Source organism: Sorangium sp. So ce590 (genome assembly GCF_051521365.1).
Taxonomy (GTDB): Bacteria; Myxococcota_A; Polyangia; order Polyangiales; family Polyangiaceae; genus Sorangium.
This window is the reverse complement of the sequence record NZ_CP150346.1, coordinates 10,024,957-10,042,157: the sequence shown is the minus strand read 5'-3', so window position 1 is coordinate 10,042,157 and position 17,201 is coordinate 10,024,957. Positions and strand designations below refer to the sequence as shown.

General features: G+C 73.9%; 13 protein-coding genes. 6 read left to right on the top strand and 7 right to left on the bottom strand.

All coding sequences use genetic code 11. The features are described from left to right. Window positions 1-16: 16 nt before the first annotated feature. The 3 genes from WMF28_RS38075 (at window position 17) to WMF28_RS38065 (ending at window position 3,871) form a co-directional block, all read left to right on the top strand. Complete coding sequence (locus WMF28_RS38075; RefSeq protein WP_437598501.1) at window positions 17-1,831, top strand: ABC transporter ATP-binding protein; 1,815 nt, start codon at window positions 17-19, stop codon at window positions 1,829-1,831. Between the two features lie 56 nt (window positions 1,832-1,887). Beyond that, window positions 1,888-2,340 carry a helix-turn-helix domain-containing protein gene (locus tag WMF28_RS38070; RefSeq protein WP_437598500.1) on the top strand — a complete coding sequence of 151 codons (453 nt, stop codon included), beginning with the start codon at window positions 1,888-1,890 and terminating at the stop codon, window positions 2,338-2,340. Window positions 2,341-2,605: 265 nt separating this feature from the next. Next, window positions 2,606-3,871, top strand: a complete 1,266-nt coding sequence (locus tag WMF28_RS38065) for a serine/threonine protein kinase (RefSeq protein ID WP_437598498.1) — start codon at window positions 2,606-2,608, stop codon at window positions 3,869-3,871. Window positions 3,872-4,210: 339 nt separating this feature from the next. Here WMF28_RS38065 and orn read toward each other — a convergent pair whose 3' ends face one another. Further along, entirely contained in the window at window positions 4,211-4,774 is a 564-nt protein-coding gene (gene orn / locus WMF28_RS38060; RefSeq protein WP_437576075.1) for an oligoribonuclease, read from the bottom strand. A gap of 121 nt (window positions 4,775-4,895) precedes the next feature. On the opposite strand from orn, the gene WMF28_RS38055 reads away from it, so the two are divergent. Together WMF28_RS38055 and WMF28_RS38050 are read left to right on the top strand one after the other, a co-directional pair. Next, a complete protein-coding gene (locus WMF28_RS38055; protein ID WP_437598497.1) occupies window positions 4,896-6,128 on the top strand; it encodes an acetyl-CoA C-acetyltransferase in 1,233 nt (410 codons plus the stop codon). Beyond that, window positions 6,125-7,213 (top strand): cation diffusion facilitator family transporter, encoded by a 1,089-nt coding sequence (locus WMF28_RS38050; protein WP_437598496.1) that lies wholly within the window; start codon window positions 6,125-6,127, stop codon window positions 7,211-7,213. Before WMF28_RS38055 ends, WMF28_RS38050 begins: the two co-directional genes overlap by 4 nt. 24 nt (window positions 7,214-7,237) lie before the next feature. Here WMF28_RS38050 and WMF28_RS38045 read toward each other — a convergent pair whose 3' ends face one another. From WMF28_RS38045 to WMF28_RS38020, 6 genes are all read right to left on the bottom strand, one after another. Next, window positions 7,238-8,752 carry a glycine betaine ABC transporter substrate-binding protein gene (locus tag WMF28_RS38045; RefSeq protein ID WP_437598495.1) on the bottom strand — a complete coding sequence of 505 codons (1,515 nt, stop codon included), beginning with the start codon at window positions 8,750-8,752 and terminating at the stop codon, window positions 7,238-7,240. Next, a complete protein-coding gene (locus WMF28_RS38040; protein WP_437598494.1) occupies window positions 8,749-9,522 on the bottom strand; it encodes an ABC transporter ATP-binding protein in 774 nt (257 codons plus the stop codon). The genes WMF28_RS38045 and WMF28_RS38040 overlap by 4 nt, the downstream gene beginning before the upstream one ends. 70 nt (window positions 9,523-9,592) lie before the next feature. Beyond that, window positions 9,593-11,131, bottom strand: coding sequence for a hypothetical protein (locus WMF28_RS38035; protein WP_437598493.1), 1,539 nt, complete (start codon window positions 11,129-11,131; stop codon window positions 9,593-9,595). After that, window positions 11,128-11,511: a hypothetical protein gene (locus WMF28_RS38030; protein WP_437598492.1), complete on the bottom strand. Its 384-nt coding sequence runs from the start codon at window positions 11,509-11,511 to the stop codon at window positions 11,128-11,130. Before WMF28_RS38030 ends, WMF28_RS38035 begins: the two co-directional genes overlap by 4 nt. Further along, window positions 11,511-13,985, bottom strand: coding sequence for an Hsp70 family protein (locus WMF28_RS38025; protein WP_437598491.1), 2,475 nt, complete (start codon window positions 13,983-13,985; stop codon window positions 11,511-11,513). The genes WMF28_RS38030 and WMF28_RS38025 overlap by 1 nt, the downstream gene beginning before the upstream one ends. A gap of 220 nt (window positions 13,986-14,205) precedes the next feature. Next, window positions 14,206-15,363, bottom strand: a complete 1,158-nt coding sequence (locus tag WMF28_RS38020; protein ID WP_437598490.1) for a CAP domain-containing protein — start codon at window positions 15,361-15,363, stop codon at window positions 14,206-14,208. Window positions 15,364-15,579: 216 nt separating this feature from the next. Here WMF28_RS38020 and WMF28_RS38015 point away from each other — a divergent pair, with 216 nt between their 5' ends. Next, window positions 15,580-17,052: an MlaD family protein gene (locus WMF28_RS38015; protein WP_437598489.1), complete on the top strand. Its 1,473-nt coding sequence runs from the start codon at window positions 15,580-15,582 to the stop codon at window positions 17,050-17,052. The last annotated feature ends 149 nt before the right edge of the window (window positions 17,053-17,201 follow it).

The following is a 17,201-nucleotide window of genomic DNA, read 5'->3' as shown; positions in this document are numbered from 1 at the left end:
GTTAGAATCCGCCGTCATGCTCGGCCTCTCCCGCCTGCGGGACAGCTTCGCCTACACCCCGCGGACGCTCAAGCTCGTCTGGCGCTCGTCGAAGGCCGCCAGCCTCGTGCTCGGCGCGCTCACGCTCGCGGCGGCGGTGCTGCCCCTCGGGGTGGCCTACGTGGGCAAGACGATCGTGGACGCGGTGGTCGCCCGCGAGGAGCGCGCGACGCTCGTGTGGGTCTCGGTCGAGCTCGGCCTCGTGGCCGCGCTCGCGCTCGCGCAGCGCGGGCTCTCGCTGACGCGGCAGCTGCTCGGCGCCAGGCTCTCGAACGACATCCACGCGATGATCCTCGAGAAGGCGCTCTCGCTGGAGCTCCGCCATTTCGAGGACTCCGAGTTCTACGACCAGCTCACCCGCGCGCGGCGCGAGGCCTCGTCGCGCCCCGCGTCCATCGTGACCGAGAGCTTCTCGCTCGTGCAGAACCTGATCACGCTCGCGGGGTACGCCGCGATGCTCGTCAGCTTCAGCGGCTTCGCGGTGCTCGCGCTCGTCCTCGCGGCCATCCCCGCCACGGTCGCCGAGGCGCGCTTCTCCGGCGCGGCGTTCCGCCTCCGGAACTGGCGCTCTCCCGAGGCCCGCCGCCTCAATTACCTCGAGTACGTGCTCGCCAACGACGGCCACGCCAAGGAGGTGAAGCTCTTCGGGCTCGGTCCGATGTTCCTCGAGCGGTACAGGGCGCTCGCCGCGTCGTTCTACCGGGAGGACAGCGCCCTCGCGGTCCGCCGCGCCGGGTGGTCCTATGGCCTGTCGCTCCTCGGGACCGCCGCGTTCTACGGCTGCTATGGCGCCATGGCGGTCTCCGCCGCGGCGGGGCGGCTCTCGCTCGGCGAGATGGTCCTCTACGTCGCCGCCTTCCGCCAGGGCCAGCAGGCGTTCCAGGCCGTCCTCGCCGGCGTCGGCGGCATGTACGAGCACAACCTCTACATGTCGAATCTCTTTCAGTATTTGAGCATCCCGACCGACGGGCCGCCCGCGTTGCCGGGCGGCGACTCGCCCTCGGTGTCGCCCTCGGTGTCGAACGACGGCGCGCTCGAGCGGGGCGTGCGGTTCGAGGGCGTGGGCTACCGGTATCCCGGCCAGTCGCGCTGGGCGCTCCGGGGGATCGATCTCCATATCCCGAGCGGGCAGAGCCTGGCGCTCGTCGGGCACAACGGCGCTGGCAAGACGACGTTCATCAAGCTGCTCACGCGGCTTTACGAGCCCACCGAGGGGCGCATCCTGCTCGACGGCAAGGACCTCCGCGCCTGGGATCTCGACGAGCTCCGCCGGAGGATCGGTGTCGTGTTTCAGGACTTCAACCAATACCAGCTCACGCTGCGCGAGAACGTGGGGCTCGGCAGCCTCGAGCACCTCGCCGACGAGCCGCGCATCGAGCGCGCGGTGTCCGAGGGCGGCGCGGAGGAGGTCGTGACCGCCGTGCCCGGGGGCCTCGACGCGCAGCTCGGGCGCTGGTTCAAGGACGGCGTCGAGCTGAGCGGCGGGCAGTGGCAGAAGATCGCGCTCGCGCGCGCCTTCATGCGCGAGCAGGCCGACATCCTCGTGCTCGACGAGCCGACCGCGGCGCTCGACGCCGAGGCCGAGCACGCGGTCTTCCAGCGGTTCCGGTCGCTGTCCAAGGGGCGGACGACGATCGTCATCTCGCACCGCTTCCCGACCGTGCGCATGGCCGACCGCATCCTCGTCCTCGACGGCGGGCGCATCGTCGAGGAGGGCACCCACGACGAGCTCGTCGCCCGCGGCCAGCGCTATGCGCGCATGTTCGCGCTGCAGGCCGAAGGGTACCTGTAGCGCCCCCGGGTCCTTCTCGCCGGCTCGGGCGAGCTCTGCCTGCTAGGCTCGCGCGCATGCGCGATACGCTCCCCAGGGAGGTCGGTCAGGCGATCCACATCCTCCGGAGGCTCCGCGGGCTCAGCATGCAGGAGTTCGCCGAGCGCGCGCAGCTCTCGGCCACGTACCTGCGGCAGGTGGAGCGAGGCGAGCGGGATCTCGGGATCGGCGCGCTCGGCCTCATCGCCCAGGGGCTCCAGTGCGAGCCGCGCCTCCTCCTGCCCGGCGACGGGCGCAGCCCGGTCGCGTCCGTCGTGGCAGAGCTCTTTGACCAGGCCGAGGAGACGCTCCAGAACGCGATCCTCTTTCTGCTCATGGAGCCTGACGATTCGACGAGAAAGCAAGCAATGCTCGCCCTGGCCGGCGAGGATCCCGAGCGCTCTCGCCTGGCGGCTCCGCCCAGGTCGCGCCCGCCGGAGCGGGCCGCTTCCGGGCGTACCCCGTCGTCGAGCCGTCGTTCCGGAAAGTGAGCCCGCCGTCTCGCTCGCTTCGTGATCCTCGATCCGCGCTGGCGACGGCTTCCGCGCGCCGGTGACCTCTGTTATCCTCGCGCCAATCGATGTTCCCCGAGCCGTATCCGGGGGTGTCATGGACTCGAACCTCGTGCCGGAGGTCCGACGCAGTGAGCAGAACTTCTTGGGTTGATTCAACATCGCAGGTCGCGCTTCGCTCTGCTGTCTTTCCGCGCGGAAGCCTGGAAACCGCTGCGTTCGAGGGGCTCGCGGCGGAGGGCCCATGGTGATCCTGGGCCAGGAGTTCGCGGGGTACACCATCGTCGCCAGCCTGGACTCCCCGGCTCCGGCCGAGGCCTATCGCGCGCTCGACGCGGACGGTCGCGAGGTGACGCTTTATGTCCAGGAGGATGTCGGCCTCGACGCGGAGGCGTTCCGCGGCGAGCTCGATCGGCTCCTCTCGCTGCCTCCGGCGATGCACGGCATCGTGCCTGGGATCGCGGGCGGCATGGAGGGCAATGCCGGGTGGATTGCCGCCCAGCCGAGCGACGATCCCTCGGTGGAGGATCTGCTGCCCCGGCTCCGCGCCGTCGTGTACGACATCGGCGTCGACGTCGCGCGGACGCTCGGCGCGGCGCACGAGCTGGGCCTCACGCACGGGGATGTCGGCCCGCACACGGTGGTGATCACCAGCCAGGGAGCCGCCGTCCTCAGGGCTTTCGGGCTGCACCGGCTGTTCGGGTCGCCCGCGGACCCCGTGGCGGATGCGGCGCGGTACCGGGCGCCGGAGCTCTTCGACGACACGCGCGCGCGTGGGTGTGGGATCGACCAGCGCACCGACGTCTACGGGCTCGGGATGCTGCTGTACTGCGTCCTCGGGGGCCGGCGCCCCTTCGAGGGGCGCGACGACCTGGATGTGTGCGCGCTGGACGAGGTGCCGCCGCCGCTCCAGGGCGTGCCGGCCCCGGTGAGCGAGGCGCTGGCCCGAGCGCTCGCGAAGGATCCGGACGCGCGCTTCCAGACCGTCCAGGAGCTCATGACCGCCGTGCGACCGCTGCTCTTCGCCGACCCGGCGCCCCTCGCCGGCGGAGCGCCGCCGCCGGACACCGAACGGAGCGTGCCCGCCCCGGCGTCGCGCAACACGCTGCCCACCGGCACCCTCCCCCCCGAGGCCATGCGGCACCCCGCGGTCCAGGTCGCCGCCCCGCGCCGCCGCCTCCTGCGGCTCGGCGGGGCGCTCCTGATCGTCGCGCTGGCGAGCGCCGGCGTCGCGGCGACGCTGAGCTCGTACGTCGCCCGCCGGGAGACGCCGTCCCCGCAGCCGGCCGATCCGTCGGCTCATTCCGGTGATGTGGAAGACGTTTCCGTGCTGGCCCCACCGGTGCACTGCGATCCCGGCGCTCCCGAGGCGGTGAGCCCTGCCGTCGAGAGGCCAGCCTTCAGGTCCCGCGTGACACGCCGCGTCGGGCCCGCGTCCATGGCCACGACCCCGGCCGTGGAGGTCAACCGCAGCCCCCGGCAGCGGTGGTACGGCGACCAGCTTTTCTGAGGCGAGCCGCAGCCCAGCTGGCAAACGACACCCCGGCGGATTGGGGCCGCCGGGGCGTCCGCGCCGCAGACCTCGTGCCGGAGGCCTGGACGCATGGCTACCCTACTAAATGCATTCCCTCGATCGATCTAGATTTCTCACGTTGCCGATATTTTTCTCCTCGTTGCCGTCGACGCGGATGCGTCGGCCGCTGGGAGCAGACCTCGGACGGTCCAGGACATCGGACGGCAGGTTGAGCGCGCAGCTCGCCTCCCGGGTGGGCACGCGGAGGGCTGCGTGCGGGGAGGCGGGCTCGGGGATGCGCTCGCGATCGAGCGCATGTCGGGTCGCCGTGCCCGCTCAGCGGAGCTCGCCGCCCGGGAGCGGCTGGAACACGTTCGCCCGGTACCACCTGAGCTCCTCGATCGACTCGCGGATGTCGTCGAGCGCGCGGTGGATCTCGCGCTTCTTGGGCGCGGAGCGCGTCGGGTACCAGCGGCGCACGAGCTCCTTGAGGGTGGAGACGTCCACGATGCGGTAGTGCAGGAAGGCGAGGAGATCCGGCATGTAGCGCTGCAGAAAGGCGCGGTCCTTCCACACGGAGTTGCCGCACAGCACGGCCGTGCCCTTGTCGCAGTGCGCCTCGAGGAACGCGCGCGTCTCGGACTCGGCGTCGCCGACGGAGAGCGTGGCGGTGCGGATGCGCGCGAGGAGCCCCGAGCGCTCGTGGAGATCGCGGACGAAGTCGCTCATCCCTGCGAGGACGTCCTCGGGCTGGTGGATGACGAGGCACGGCCCCTCGGCGACCACGGTCAGGTCGGGCTCCGTGACGATGGTCGCGATCTCCACGATCGCACACGAGCTCTCGTCGAGCCCCGTCATCTCGAGATCGACCCAAACCATGCGCTGCGAGCGGTCCGTCATCGGCGGCGAGCATAGCCGATCCGCGCCGGTTCAGGTCCACCGAGACCCGGCGCGAGCGGGCTGCCCCGGGAACGGGTCGTGTGCTAAGGACGGGCCGGACACCGAGCGCGGGAGGCCTGACATGCGAGACGTTTTCATCGTGGATGCCGTTCGCACGCCGCGGGGGCGCGGCAAGGCAGGCAAGGGAGCGCTCTCCGGCGTGCATCCGCAGGAGCTCCTCGCGCAGGCGCTGAATCGCCTCGCCGAGAAGACAGGGATCCGCAAGGACGACGTGGAGGACGTCGTCGTCGGGTGCGTGACCCAGGCGGGCGAGCAGGGGGCATGCATCGCGCGCGCCGCCGTCCTCGCGGCCGGCTGGCCGGACGGCGTGACCGGCGTGACCGTCAACCGCTTCTGCGGCTCGGGCGCGCAGGCGGTCAACTTCGCGGCGATGGGGGTCATGTCCGGCCAGCAGGAGGTCGCCGTCGGCGGCGGCGTCGAGAGCATGTCGCGCGTGCCGATGGGCTCGGACGGCGCGCCCCTCGACGGGAACAACCTCGCCCTCCGCAAGAAGCTGGCGATGGTGCCGCAGGGCATCTCGGCGGACCTCATCGCGACGATCGAGGGCTTCTCGCGCGAGGACGTCGATCGCTTCGCGCTGGAGAGCCAGCACAAGGCCGAGCGGGCCGCGCGCGAGGGGCGGTTCGCGAAGAGCCTGTTCACGGTCGTCGATCTCGACGGCAAGCCGCTGCTCGACCGGGACGAGCACCCGCGGGCCGGCGCCACGATGGAGGCGCTCGCGAAGCTCGAGCCGGCGTTCGCCGGCCTCGGGGCGACCCCGATGGGCCCCGGCGGCGAGACCGTGGATGCGCTGGCGCTCGCGCGGTACCCGCAGGTGAGGTCGATCCAGCACGTCCACACGGCGGGCAACTCGAGCGGCATCGTGGACGGGGCGGCGGTGGTGCTGCTCGCGTCGGGCGACTACGTGAAGGCGCACGGCCTCAAGCCGCGGGCGCGGCTCCGCGCCGCGGCGACGGCCGGGGCGGAGCCGGTGATCATGCTGACGGCCCCGGCGCCCGCGTCGGAGCGGGCCCTCAGGAAGGCGGGCATGCAGGCGCGCGACATCGATCTCTGGGAGATCAACGAGGCGTTCGCGGCCGTGCCGCTGCAGACGGCGCGCAAGCTCGACATCGAGCTCGACCGCGTCAACGTGAACGGCGGCGCGATCGCCCTCGGCCACCCGCTCGGCGCGACCGGGGCCTGCCTCATCGGGACGGCGCTCGACGAGCTCGAGCGCGCCGGCAAGGGGACCGCGCTGATCACGCTGTGCATCGGCGGAGGGATGGGCGTGGCGACCGTCATCGAGCGGGTGTGAGCCGCGCCGGCGCTGCGATGGAGGTGCCCGACGAGCACGAGGGCGTCGCCCACGAGCACCCGCACGGGCACGGCGACGGACACGGCCATCCCCGCGCGCCCGGTCACGACCATGATCATGACCACGGCGACCCGCGGCACCACGGCCACGACCACGACCACCGGGGCGCGCCGCTCCGGCGGCTGATCGCGGCCTTCGCGCTCACGACGTCGTTCCTTGTCGTCGAGGCGGCGGTCGGGTGGTGGTCGAAGAGCCTCGCCCTCCTGGCCGATGCGGGGCACATGCTCGCCGACGCCGCGGCGCTCGGGCTCGCCATCATCGCGCAGCGCATCGCCGCGCAGGCGCGGACGCGCGCGCGGACGTACGGCTTCCGGCGCGCCGAGGTGCTCGCGGCGTTCGCCAACGGCATCGCCCTGGCGCTGACGGCGATCTGGATCTTCTTCGAGGCGGTCCACCGGTGGCGCGAGCCGCAGGCGGTGCACGCCGAGGCGCTGGCGATCACCGCGGCGCTGGGGCTGCTCGTGAACGTGGTCGCGGCGGTGCTGCTCTCGACCGGCGAGGGCGGGCACAACATCAACACGCGGGCCGCGCTGGCGCACGTGCTGTCGGACGCGCTCGGCTCGGTCGGCGCCATGGCGGCCGGCGTGCTCATCCTCGCCTTCGGCTGGACGCGGGCCGACTCGGCGATCAGCGCGGGCATCGGCGCGCTCGTGCTCTGGGGCGGCTGGCGGCTCGTGCGCGACACGTCGCGCGTGCTGATGGAGGGCAGCCCGATCGAGATCGATCTCGCCCACGTCGAGGACACGATCCGGAGCGTGCCCGGCGTGCTCGACTTCCACGATCTGCACGTCTGGTCGATCTCCGACGGCTTCAACGTGCTCACGGTGCACGTGGTGCTCGCCAAGGGGCACCACGGGACGGACGTGGCCGCGGCCGTGAGCCGGCGGCTGCGCGAGCGGCACGCGCTCACCCACTGCACGATCCAGCCCGAGCCGCTCCAGGAAGAGCGCCTTGTGACGCTCAGGCGGCCGCGCGCCGGGGCGCCGGGCGGCGACGCGCCCGCGGGCGACCGGAGCGGCGGGTGAGCGGGGCGGGCTCGCGCCGGCCCGTCAGAGCCCCCGCAGCAGCGCCTCCGCCACCTCGGCGGGGGACTTCCCCTGCTCGTCGACGGCCACGTTGAGCTCCCGCATCCGCTCCGCGTCGATCTTGCCCTCGAGCCCCCGCAGCGCCTCGATCACCTCCGGGTGCTCCCGCGCGAGCCGGGCGCTCGCGAGGACGACCGCGTCGTAGGGCGGTATCGCCCGCCGGTCGTCCTCGAGCACGCGCAGGTCGAACGACACGATGCGCCCGTCCGTCGAGAACGCGCTGATGACGTCCACCTCGCCCGCCCGCACGGCCTCGTACATGAGCGAGGGATCCATGCTGCGCTGCTTCGCGAACGCGATCCCGTAGCGCTGCTCGACCGTCTTCCACTCGGCGCGCTGGAAGAACTCGTAGTCTGCCCCGATCGACAGCGATCGCGCCGCGGGCACGAGATCGCTGAGGGTCCGCGCGCCGAGCCGCTCGGCGAGCTCGCGCCGCATGGCGAGCGCGTAGGTGTTCTCGAAGCCGAGCGCGGCGGCGACCACGATCCCGTGCTCCTCGAGCAGGTACTCCTTCACGCCGCGGAGCACCTCGGCCCGGTCGGTCGGGGCGTCGCTCCGCTTCATGACCGCCGCCCAGAGCGTCCCGGAGTAGTCCACGTACGCGTCGATCTGGCCCGTCCTCAGCGCGTCGAACGCCACCATCGACCCGAGCGACTCCACCGCTTCGGTGGGCAGCCCCGTGTCCCGCTCGATCTTCCCCGCGAGGACGCGGCCCAGGATGTACTGCTCGGTGAAGGTCTTCGATCCGATGGCGATCCGCCGCGCGCCGCCCCCGAGCGCCCCCCGCGCGAAGCCGACCGCCGCGATCGCGTAGAGCAGGACGAGCGCGCCGATCGCCGCCGCCACGAGCCCCCGGCGACGCCGCCGGAGGCCGATCTCGAGCGCCCTCACCGTGCCGTCCAGCACCAGCGCCAGCGCCGCCGCCGCCACGCACCCGACGAGCACGGCCGCCGTGTTGCGCGTCTGCAGCCCGCTGAAGATGTAGTTGCCGAGGCTCTCCGCGCCGATGGGCGTCGAGAGCGTCGCGGTCCCCACCGTCCACACCGTGGCCGTCCTGATGCCGGCGACGATCACGGGCATGGCGAGCGGCAGCTCCACGCGGCGGAGCCGCTGGCGCGGCGTCATGCCGACGCCCTCGGCCGCCTCGATCAGGGCCGGATCGACGCTGGAGAGCCCCACCACCGTGTTCTGGAGGACCGGGAACACGCTGTAGAGCACGAGCCCGATGAGCGCCGGCAGGGTGCCGATGCTCGGAGCGCCGATCGCGGCGAGCGCGGGCACCATGAACGCGAGCAGCGCCAGGCTCGGCACGGTCTGGATGACGCTCGCGACGGCGAGCACCGGCGGCTCGAGCCGGCGCGTGCGCGAGATCAGCACGCCGAGCGGCACGCTGACGCCCGTCCCCACGAGGAGCGCGACGAGCGTGAGCTCGAGGTGCGCGAGGAGGCGCCCGGGGAGCAGGGCGAGCTGCTCGTTCACGGCCGGCGCTCCTCCTCCAGGAGCAGCGAATCGATGACCGCCGCCTGCCGCTTCGGCGTCCCGACGAGCTGCGCCACGTACTCGCCCGCGGGGGCGGTCATGAGCTCCCGCGGCGTCCCCACCTGCGCGAGCCGCCCGCCCTGCATCACGGCGATGCGGTCGCCGAGCAGGAGGGCCTCGACGAGGTCGTGGGTCACGAAGATCGCGGTCAGGCCGAGCCGCTGCCGGATCGCCAGGAACGACTGCTGGAGCCGGTCGCGCGTCAGCGGATCGAGCGCCCCGAACGGCTCGTCGAGGAGCATCACCCTGGGCTCGGCGGCGAGCGCCCGCGCGACCCCGACCCGCTGCTGCTGGCCGCCCGAGAGCTCCTCGGGGCGGCGATCGCGCACGGCCGCCGGATCGAGCTCGCAGAGCTCGAGGAGCGCGTCGACGCGCGCCCGGATGCGCGCCGCGTCCCAGCCGAGCAGCGACGGCGTGACGCCGATGTTCTCCGCCACGGTGAGGTGCGGAAACAGCCCGAGCCGCTGGAAGACGTAGCCGATGCGCCGGCGCAGCGCGTGCGGCGGCTCGCCGGTGACGTCCTTCCCGCCGATCCGGATCGCGCCCGACGTGGGCTCGATGAGGCGGTTCACCATCTTGAGCGTTGTCGTCTTGCCCGAGCCCGAGCCGCCCAGGAGGACGAGGAGCTCGCCCTCCTCGACGCGCAGCGAGACCCCGTCGACCGCGATCGTGCCGCCGTAGCGCTTCGTGAGCTTGTCGAGCTCGATCATGCGGTCAGCCCGGCTGCGCCGGAGGGGTTCGCCCGCGCCCCGGCGCGCGGCGCGGGCGTGACCTCCCGCGTCACACCCCGCACCCGACGTTGGCGCGCTGGAGCCCCGCGAGGCGCGCGTCCTCGAGCGCCTCGGCCTCGGCGAGGAGCCACCGGAACATCGCGTTCGCGATCGCACGCTCCTTGCGCGTGTTGAACAGCCAGACGGCCGCGTGGCAGACGTCGGCGTGCACCTTGGGGAACGCGAGGCGGCGGAGCTCCGTGCCGACGAGCTCGGCCGCGGCCTCGTACTGCGCGCGCAGCGAGGTCCACTCGCGCCACTCCGAGAGCGCCGGGAGCTCGCGCCTCTCGTCGACGCGGCGGCGCAGGGCGTCGCACGCGAGCTCCACCTCGGACAGGAGCTCGTCGCGGAGGCGCCGGCGCGTGCGGCCGAGGGTCGCGCCGAGGTCGTCCCACGCCGCGTGCGGCACGCGCGCCGCCCGCAGCGCCGCCGCGAGGTCCTCCTCGACCGCGCGCGCGAGCGGGCCGAGCGCGGCCTGCGCGCCCGAGGCGCCGAGCGACAGCGCGCGCTCGCGGAGCTCGGCCTGGGCGCGCTCGTCGTCGAGCGCCGCGTCCCACGCGCCGGCCAGGCGCCGGAGCTCGTCGCCCGAGACCTCGCCGCACGGCCGGAGCAGCAGCGTCGCGTGGCGCAGCACCGCGCGGCTCCACAGGTCGCCCTCGGCCACCTTGGCGGCGCACGGCTCGGGTTCCTCCGGCTCCGGGCGCGCCGCGCCCTCGCCCGCGGCCAGGGCGCGGCGCAAGAGCGGGAGCGTGGCGCGGCGGCGGGGCGCGGCGAGCCAGCGGAGCCACAGCGCGAGCGCGCCCGGCGCGGGCTCCTCGCCGAGCACCCGCGCGGCGACGGCGCCGAGCAGCGACAGCGCCCGGCCGCCCCCCTCGCGGGCGCGATCGAGCACGGCCGTCCAGTCGCCGCGGGAGGCCGCGTCGGCGGCGAGCCAGCCCGCGGCGATGCGGCGGGCCTCGCGGGGGCAGGCGCGCTCATCGAAGCCGGCGACGCTGTCGAAGAGCGCCCGCGCGCCCTCCAGGTCGCCTCGGCGCGCCGCGAGCAGCGCGCCGGCGACGACGCCCGCCCCGCGGAGCGGCTCGGGGCGCGGCGCGGCAACCGCCCCGCCGCGCTCGTCGGCGCCCTCGATCCGCTCGCTGACCCAGGCCTCCGTTGCGGGGTCCGGCCTCCGCGCGCGGCAGAGCGCCCACGCGGCCGCGAGCGCCGCGCCGCCGCTCCGGTCGGCGCGCCAGGTCCAGTCCGAGAGCAGCGTCACGTGGTAGGCGACGCGCGGCAATCCCAGCGGAATGAACGCGTATCGCGCGACGAGCCAGGGCGCGATGAAGGGCACGAGCGGCGCGAGCAGCAGCGCGCACCAGAGCTGACCCGCGGCGAGGCCGATCGCGAGGACGACGGCCGCGGGCGCGAGGACGAGCCGCACGGCGGCGTGCCAGGTGCCCGCGCCGAGCGCGCCGGGGCGCGGCGGCGCTCCGGGCGAGGCCCTCCGCGCGGCCGCCTCGCTGATCATCCGCACGGCGATCGCCAGGGCCAGGAGGAGGCCCCAGCTCATCGCGCCCTCCAGCCGAGCGCGGCCAGCGCCTCCGGCCACGGCGCGCGCGGATCCTCGCCGGGCGGCTCCAGCGGCGGCAGCTCGCCGAGGTCGTCGTCGAGCTCGTCCACCGGCGGGGGTCTCGGATCGAGCCGCGCCCACACCTCGTGCGCGAGGCGCCGCTCCGGGTCGCGGAGGGCCGCCATGGCCTGGCGTACCTTGTCGGCCGTCCGCGCGCCGGGGCCGACCGGCGTCGGGTAGGTCGCGGCGCTCGCGAGCTCGAGCTCGAGCATCCCGAGCAGCTTCTGCCCCTCGCGCTCGACCTCCGCGCGGCTCGCGCTCGGCCGCAGGCCGAGCACGTAGAACGGGTTGTCGCGGATGCGCCCGAGCGCGCCGTCCATCACCGCACCCCCGACTCGTGGCCGAGCCTGCGCTTCTGCGCGTCGACCGGCAAGAGCCGCCAGATCTCCTCGGTGATCGCCCGCAGCGCGGCCGTGTCGCCGCGCTCCGCCGCGCCGCGCCCGTCGCGCACGAGCCTCTGCGCGCGGACCAGATCCGAGGCCTGGTGCGCCTCGGAGGCGGCGTCCTCGAACATCCACACCCACGCCTTCGGGTGCCGCTGGAACGCCGCGCTGCTCAGGTTGCGGACGAGGCGGAGCTGCCGCTGGAGCTCGACCTGGTTCTTCTCGGCGCGCGCCCGCGCCACGCCCTGCGCGGCCTCCTCGAGGAGCGCCTTCTCGGTGCTCGACCCGAGCTGCGAGATCCACGCCGACGCGTTCGCGACGGAGGCCTGGGCCTCGGCCTCGAGCTCCGGCCAGCGCTTGTCGGCCTCGGCCTGCTCGAGCAGGACGTCGAGCTCGAGCAGCGCGCGGCGCGCCTTCTGCCCGGCGTCGGCGTCGCCGCCGCGCGCCGCGGCCGCGTCGCGCTCCACCTCAACGAGCGCGCACTCGACGTAGGTGACCTTGCCGAGCGCGTGCGGTGCGTCCCTGCGCAGGGCGCTCTCGCGCACCGAGGCGAGCCGCTCGCGCATGGCGGCGAGCGAGGCGTCGAGCACCTCGGGCGCCGCCTCGGGCACGAGGAGGTGCGCGACGCGCTCGAACACGAGCCCCTGCGACGGGATCAGCGCGCGCGCCGACAGGTGCCCGCCCCGATCGAGCTCGAGCGTGAGCTCGATCGCCGAGCCCGCCGGCAGGGCCTGGGTGAGCCCGCTCCCGTCGATCTCGAGGTTCCCGACCACGCGGCAGAGGTGGGCGACGTCGAGCTCGCCCTGCACGATCGGGATCTTCAGCACGCACGCGCCGGAGCCCTTCGGCACGCTCTCCACGCTGTGGTGCACGAACGTCCGCCGGGCCGGCAGCGGCGCGCCCCGCTCGAAGTAGACCCGCACGGAGTTGTCCGCGAGCGCGACCCCGACGGTGCGCGACAGCGGCGGATCGCTGATCGTGAGCCCCTGGACGATGGTGATCGCCTGCGGGTGGACCGGCACCGTCGCGCCGCCGGCCGCGGTCGCCTCGACGCGGAACACGTTCGGCCGGCGCGGGAGCAGGTCGACGGTGACGACGAACGCCCCCTCGGCGTCGAGCGGCGCCTCGGCGCTCGTCCAGCCGTCGCCCTCGCGCGCGAGCCGGATCCGCTCGGGCGCGGCCCCCGGCCCCTCCATGACGCGGCCCACCACGTGGGGCGTCAGGTCGGACGACATGGCCGGGTACTGGAGCCAGAGCCGCCGGCCCTCCTCCTTGCCCTCCTTCGCCCCCGCGCGCGAGGCGGATGCCCGCGCGTCGAGCCCGGCGGTCGCCGCGTAGATGGCGGCCCCCTGCGCGACGAGGGTCATCGGGTCGAGCCCCTCGCCGAAGGGCGCGCCGAGCGCGTCCCTGACGCGCGCCCGCAGCGCCGGCATCACGGTCGGTCCGCCCACGAGCACGACGCGCGCGAGCTGCGACGCGTCGAGGCCGTGCGCCGCGAGCAGCCGCCTGCAGACCTCGATCGAGCGGTCGATGATCGGCGCGCAGAGCGCGTCGAGCGTGGACCTCTGCAGGACCAGATCGACGTCGACGGGCGCGCCGTCCACCTCGAACGCCGCGGGGATCGCGAGCGCCGCGTCCTCGGCGCGGGTGAGCTCGATCTTGACGTCCTCGACCGCGAGCTTGAGCTTGCGGAGCGCGGCGGCGTGCCGCGGGTCGGCGCGGCTCACGGTGACGCCCTGGGCGCGCGCGAGCTCGGCGAGCGCCCAGTCGACGATGGCCCAGTCGAAGTCGCGCCCGCCGAGGAAGTTGTCGCCGTCGTGCCCGACGACCCGGAGCAGCCCGTCGCGCGTCTCGAGCAGCGAGACGTCGAAGGTCCCGCCGCCGAGGTCGTAGACGAGCCAGCTGCCCGTGGACTCCTCGACCGTCCAGCCGGCCGCGAGCGCCGAGGCGACCGGCTCCTGGATCAGCTCGACGCGCTCGAACCCCGCGAGCCGCGCCGCCTCCGAGGTCGCCGAGCTCTGGGGCAGCTCGAACAGCGCGGGCACCGAGATCACCGCCGACGAGGGCAGGGCCCCGAGGTGCTCGGCGACGTCGGCGCGCAGCGAGCGGAGCACCTCGGCGGCGAGCTCTTCGGGCTTCCTCGTCACCTTCGCCGCCGCGAACTCGATCGGCTGGGCGGTCCCCATCAGCCGCTTGAACTCCGCGCGGGTGTTCTGCGGATCGCTCTCGAGGAACCGGCGCGCGCGCGCGCCGACCGTGGTCGCCCCGCGCGCGTCGATCCGCACGACGCTCGGGGTGAGCGTCGCGCCCTGGGCGTTCCTGACCAGGGTGACGTCCTCGCCGTCGAAGGCGGCCGCGGTCGAGTTCGTGGTGCCGAGGTCGATACCGACGTAAAGCGGGCGTGCAACCATCGCGTGCAAGGATACACGCGCGGAACGGCGGCCGCCCGGGCGAGCCGACCGAAGGCCGCGCGAGGCCGCGGGCCGGCGACTCCGGGCTCCGGGCGCCTGCTCGCCGTGGAAGCGGTGGAAGCCGCGCGCCGGCTCGCGGACGCGCTGGCGGCGCTCGGCCGGTTCCGTCGAGAGCATCGGCGGCGCCAGACCCGCCGCTGCCGCCGCCTGACGGCCGCGATCACCCCGCGAACAGCTGCGTCACCCAGACCCGGCCGCCCGGGTCGCGCACGACGGCCACGCCGGTCCTTCCGTAGCGCCGGTCGAGCAGGTTGCCCCGGTGCGACGGGCTCGCCCAGATCGCGCGGTGCGCTCCCTCGGTCGTGCTCGAGCTGGCCACGTTCTCGCCCGCGATCGTGGCCTGGTAGCCGGCCGCCTTGAGGCGCGCCGCCGGGTCGCCCGAGCCCACGTCGTGGCCCACCATCTTCGCCTTGATCATCTCCTCGGAGTGCGCCCGCGCCAGCGCGCTGAGCGCCGCGTCGCGCGCGAGCGCCGGCAGGTGCTCCGAGGCCCGCGCGGCGTTCATCATCCGCAGCATCGCGTGCTCGTCGCCCTGCGCGCCCTTCGCGGCCTCCTCGCCGGGCGCGGTCGCGCGGACGTAGCGGCCCGGCGGGGCGCTCCCCGCGAAGATCATCGCCTCCAGCACGGGCCTCGGCCCGGTCGACACCGTGGCCAGCACCTGCACGAGCCAGCTCCCCGGCTGGTCGAGCGCGAAGCTCGAGCGGAGCCGCGCGCCCGACAGCGAGCTCACCACCGTCTTGGGCCCGCCCCGCGGCCCCAGCAGCACCACCTTCGCCGCGGTCGCCGGGACCCGCATCGTCCCCTCGAGGGTCACCCACTGCCCCACCCGCGCCTTCGTCGGCAGCGGCGACAGATCCGCGAGCGCGTCCACCCCGACCGCGGCCACGATCATCGTCCCATCCGGCTTCTTCGCCTGGGCCACCCCGCATCGCCGCACCCCGAGCGCGGTCCAGCCCGCGATCCACCCGTCGAGCCGCGCGCCGACGTCCGCCGGCCCGAGCCCTCGGCCCGAGATGGACCAGCCCCGCGGCCAGGCGTGCGGCGCGCCCGCGGCGCGCAGGGTGAATGCGAGCTCATCGGGCGGCATGATCTCCCCTCCCTGGAGCTGCCGCTCGACGTTGCGCCGGGCGACGGCGGCGAGCGCCGTGTCCGCGCTCCCGCAGCGCGACGCGAGCGCGGCGATCTCCGGCGCGAGCGCCGCGGTCGGCTGCGGCGATCGCGTGGTCGCCGCCCACGTGAGCGCCGGCGGCTCGGCGGCCGCCGCCCCGGCGAAGGTGAGCGACGCGCCGAACACCCCTGCGGCCCACCACGACCTCATGCGCCTCGGCTAGCAGATTTCGCGCCCCGGCGCCTCTTTCCTGCCGCCCCGGTGCGCGCGCGCGATGCGCCCGCTGCGCGCCTGTCGGATGCGCGCCCGCTGCGCGCCTGTCGGATGCGCGCCCGCTGCGCGCCTGTCGGATGCGCGCTTCCTCGCATCGAGGCGAAAGCCGCGCAGTCTCGCGGTCGGCTCGTGCTACCGTGGCCGTCGCGCAGGATGGCTGAGGTCTCCAGGGCCGCGAAGGTCGGCGTCATGACGATCGTGCTCGCAGGCGCAGCCTACGGCGGGTATCGCTTCGTCTCGCGCGATGTGGGCGGCGGGAACGGCTACCGGGTCTGGGCCACGCTGCCGGACGCCATCGGCGTGTCCCCGCAATCGCGGGTGATGATCTCGGGCATCCAGGTCGGCGTCGTCGACAGGATCTCGCTCTACAACGGCCAGGCGCGCATCGACATCAAGATGAGCCCCGACGTCCCGCTCTACGAGGACGCGGCCATCGGCAAGCGCGCCACGAGCCTCATCGGCGAGTCGTTCGTCGTGCTCTCGCCCGGCACCGAGGGCAAGCCGCGCATCCCCGACGAGGGGAGGGTCCTGTTTTACATCGACGAGCCGACGATCCAGTCGATGCAGGGGCAGGTCGCCGAGATCCTGAAGGACGTCAAGACCGTCACCGAGACCCTGAGGAACACCGTCGGCTCCGAGAACGGACAGGAGCGGCTCGCGCAGATCCTCGACAACCTCGCGGACGTCACAGAGCAGATGAACGCGACCGTGCGCGAGAACCGCGCGGGCGTCACGCAGACGATCAGCAACATCAACCAGATCACGGGCGAGTCGGGCCCGCGCCTGCGCGAGATCCTGCGCAACGTCGAGCAGGTGAGCCGCGACATCCGCACGATGACGGCCGCGGCCGAGGTGCCCGGCCGCGACGGGAAGCCCGGCGAGCTCCGCAGCGCCGCGGAGCGGGTGGGCCGCGCGACCGAGAACCTCGAGTCGGCGCTGAAGCACGTGGACAGCATCGCCGCGCGCGTCGACCGCGGGGAGGGGACGCTCGGCCGCCTCACCAAGGACGAGACGCTGATCAACGAGGTCGAGACGGTCGTTCAGGACGTCGGCGAGCTCGTCGGCGGGATGAGCCGGTTTCAGACCGTCGTCGGGCTGCGGACCGACTACAACTTCCTGGCCAACACCATCAAGAGCTACGTCGAGCTCAGGCTCCAGCCGACCGAGGACAAGTACTACGTCGTCGAGCTGGTGAACGACCCGCGCGGCAAGACGGACTTCCAGCAGATCGACGTCGACACGACAAACCCGAACGACCCCGCGCACTACCGGGAAGTCCGCACGATCACGACGAACGCCTTCCGCTTCTCGTTCCAGTTCGCGAAGCGGATGGGCCCGTTCACGGGCCGGTTCGGCATCAAGGAGTCGACGGGCGGCCTCGGCCTCGATCTCCACCTGCTCGACGACCGGTTCGAGCTCCGTCAGGACCTCTTCGGCTTCGGCGAGGAGCTGTCGCCGCGCTGGCGGGTCGCGCTCGCCTACGAGTTCATCCGCAAGCTGTGGCTGCTCGGCGGCATGGACGACATCCTGAACACCGATCGCCGGGATTACTTCATCGGCCTGCAGCTCCGGTTCAACGACGCCGACCTGAAGACGGTCCTGCCCTTCGCGCCGACGAGCTTCTGAGCGCGTCGCCGACGTTCGGCGCGTTCTTCTGGGCGCGTCGCCGACGTTCGGCGCGTTCGGCGCGGCCTCCGCCGGTGCGCCCGGGCCCGTGTGCTATAGCGCGGGCATGAAGCGCTCGCTTCTTCGCAGAGTGCGTCGGGGATACGCAT

What these genes read in the sequence shown, in the direction of transcription:
- WMF28_RS38075 (WP_437598501.1), top strand. Translation starts at nt 17, where the DNA reads ATGCTCGGCCTCTCCCGCCTGCGGGACAGCTTCGCCTACACCCCGCGG.
- WMF28_RS38055 (WP_437598497.1), top strand. Translation starts at nt 4,896, where the DNA reads ATGCGAGACGTTTTCATCGTGGATGCCGTTCGCACGCCGCGGGGGCGC.
- WMF28_RS38025 (WP_437598491.1), bottom strand. Translation starts at nt 13,985, where the DNA reads ATGGTTGCACGCCCGCTTTACGTCGGTATCGACCTCGGCACCACGAAC.
- orn (WP_437576075.1), bottom strand. Translation starts at nt 4,774, where the DNA reads ATGACGGACCGCTCGCAGCGCATGGTTTGGGTCGATCTCGAGATGACG.
- WMF28_RS38020 (WP_437598490.1), bottom strand. Translation starts at nt 15,363, where the DNA reads ATGAGGTCGTGGTGGGCCGCAGGGGTGTTCGGCGCGTCGCTCACCTTC.
- WMF28_RS38035 (WP_437598493.1), bottom strand. Translation starts at nt 11,131, where the DNA reads ATGAGCTGGGGCCTCCTCCTGGCCCTGGCGATCGCCGTGCGGATGATC.
- WMF28_RS38065 (WP_437598498.1), top strand. Translation starts at nt 2,606, where the DNA reads ATGGTGATCCTGGGCCAGGAGTTCGCGGGGTACACCATCGTCGCCAGC.
- WMF28_RS38040 (WP_437598494.1), bottom strand. Translation starts at nt 9,522, where the DNA reads ATGATCGAGCTCGACAAGCTCACGAAGCGCTACGGCGGCACGATCGCG.
- WMF28_RS38015 (WP_437598489.1), top strand. Translation starts at nt 15,580, where the DNA reads ATGGCTGAGGTCTCCAGGGCCGCGAAGGTCGGCGTCATGACGATCGTG.
- WMF28_RS38070 (WP_437598500.1), top strand. Translation starts at nt 1,888, where the DNA reads ATGCGCGATACGCTCCCCAGGGAGGTCGGTCAGGCGATCCACATCCTC.
- WMF28_RS38030 (WP_437598492.1), bottom strand. Translation starts at nt 11,511, where the DNA reads ATGGACGGCGCGCTCGGGCGCATCCGCGACAACCCGTTCTACGTGCTC.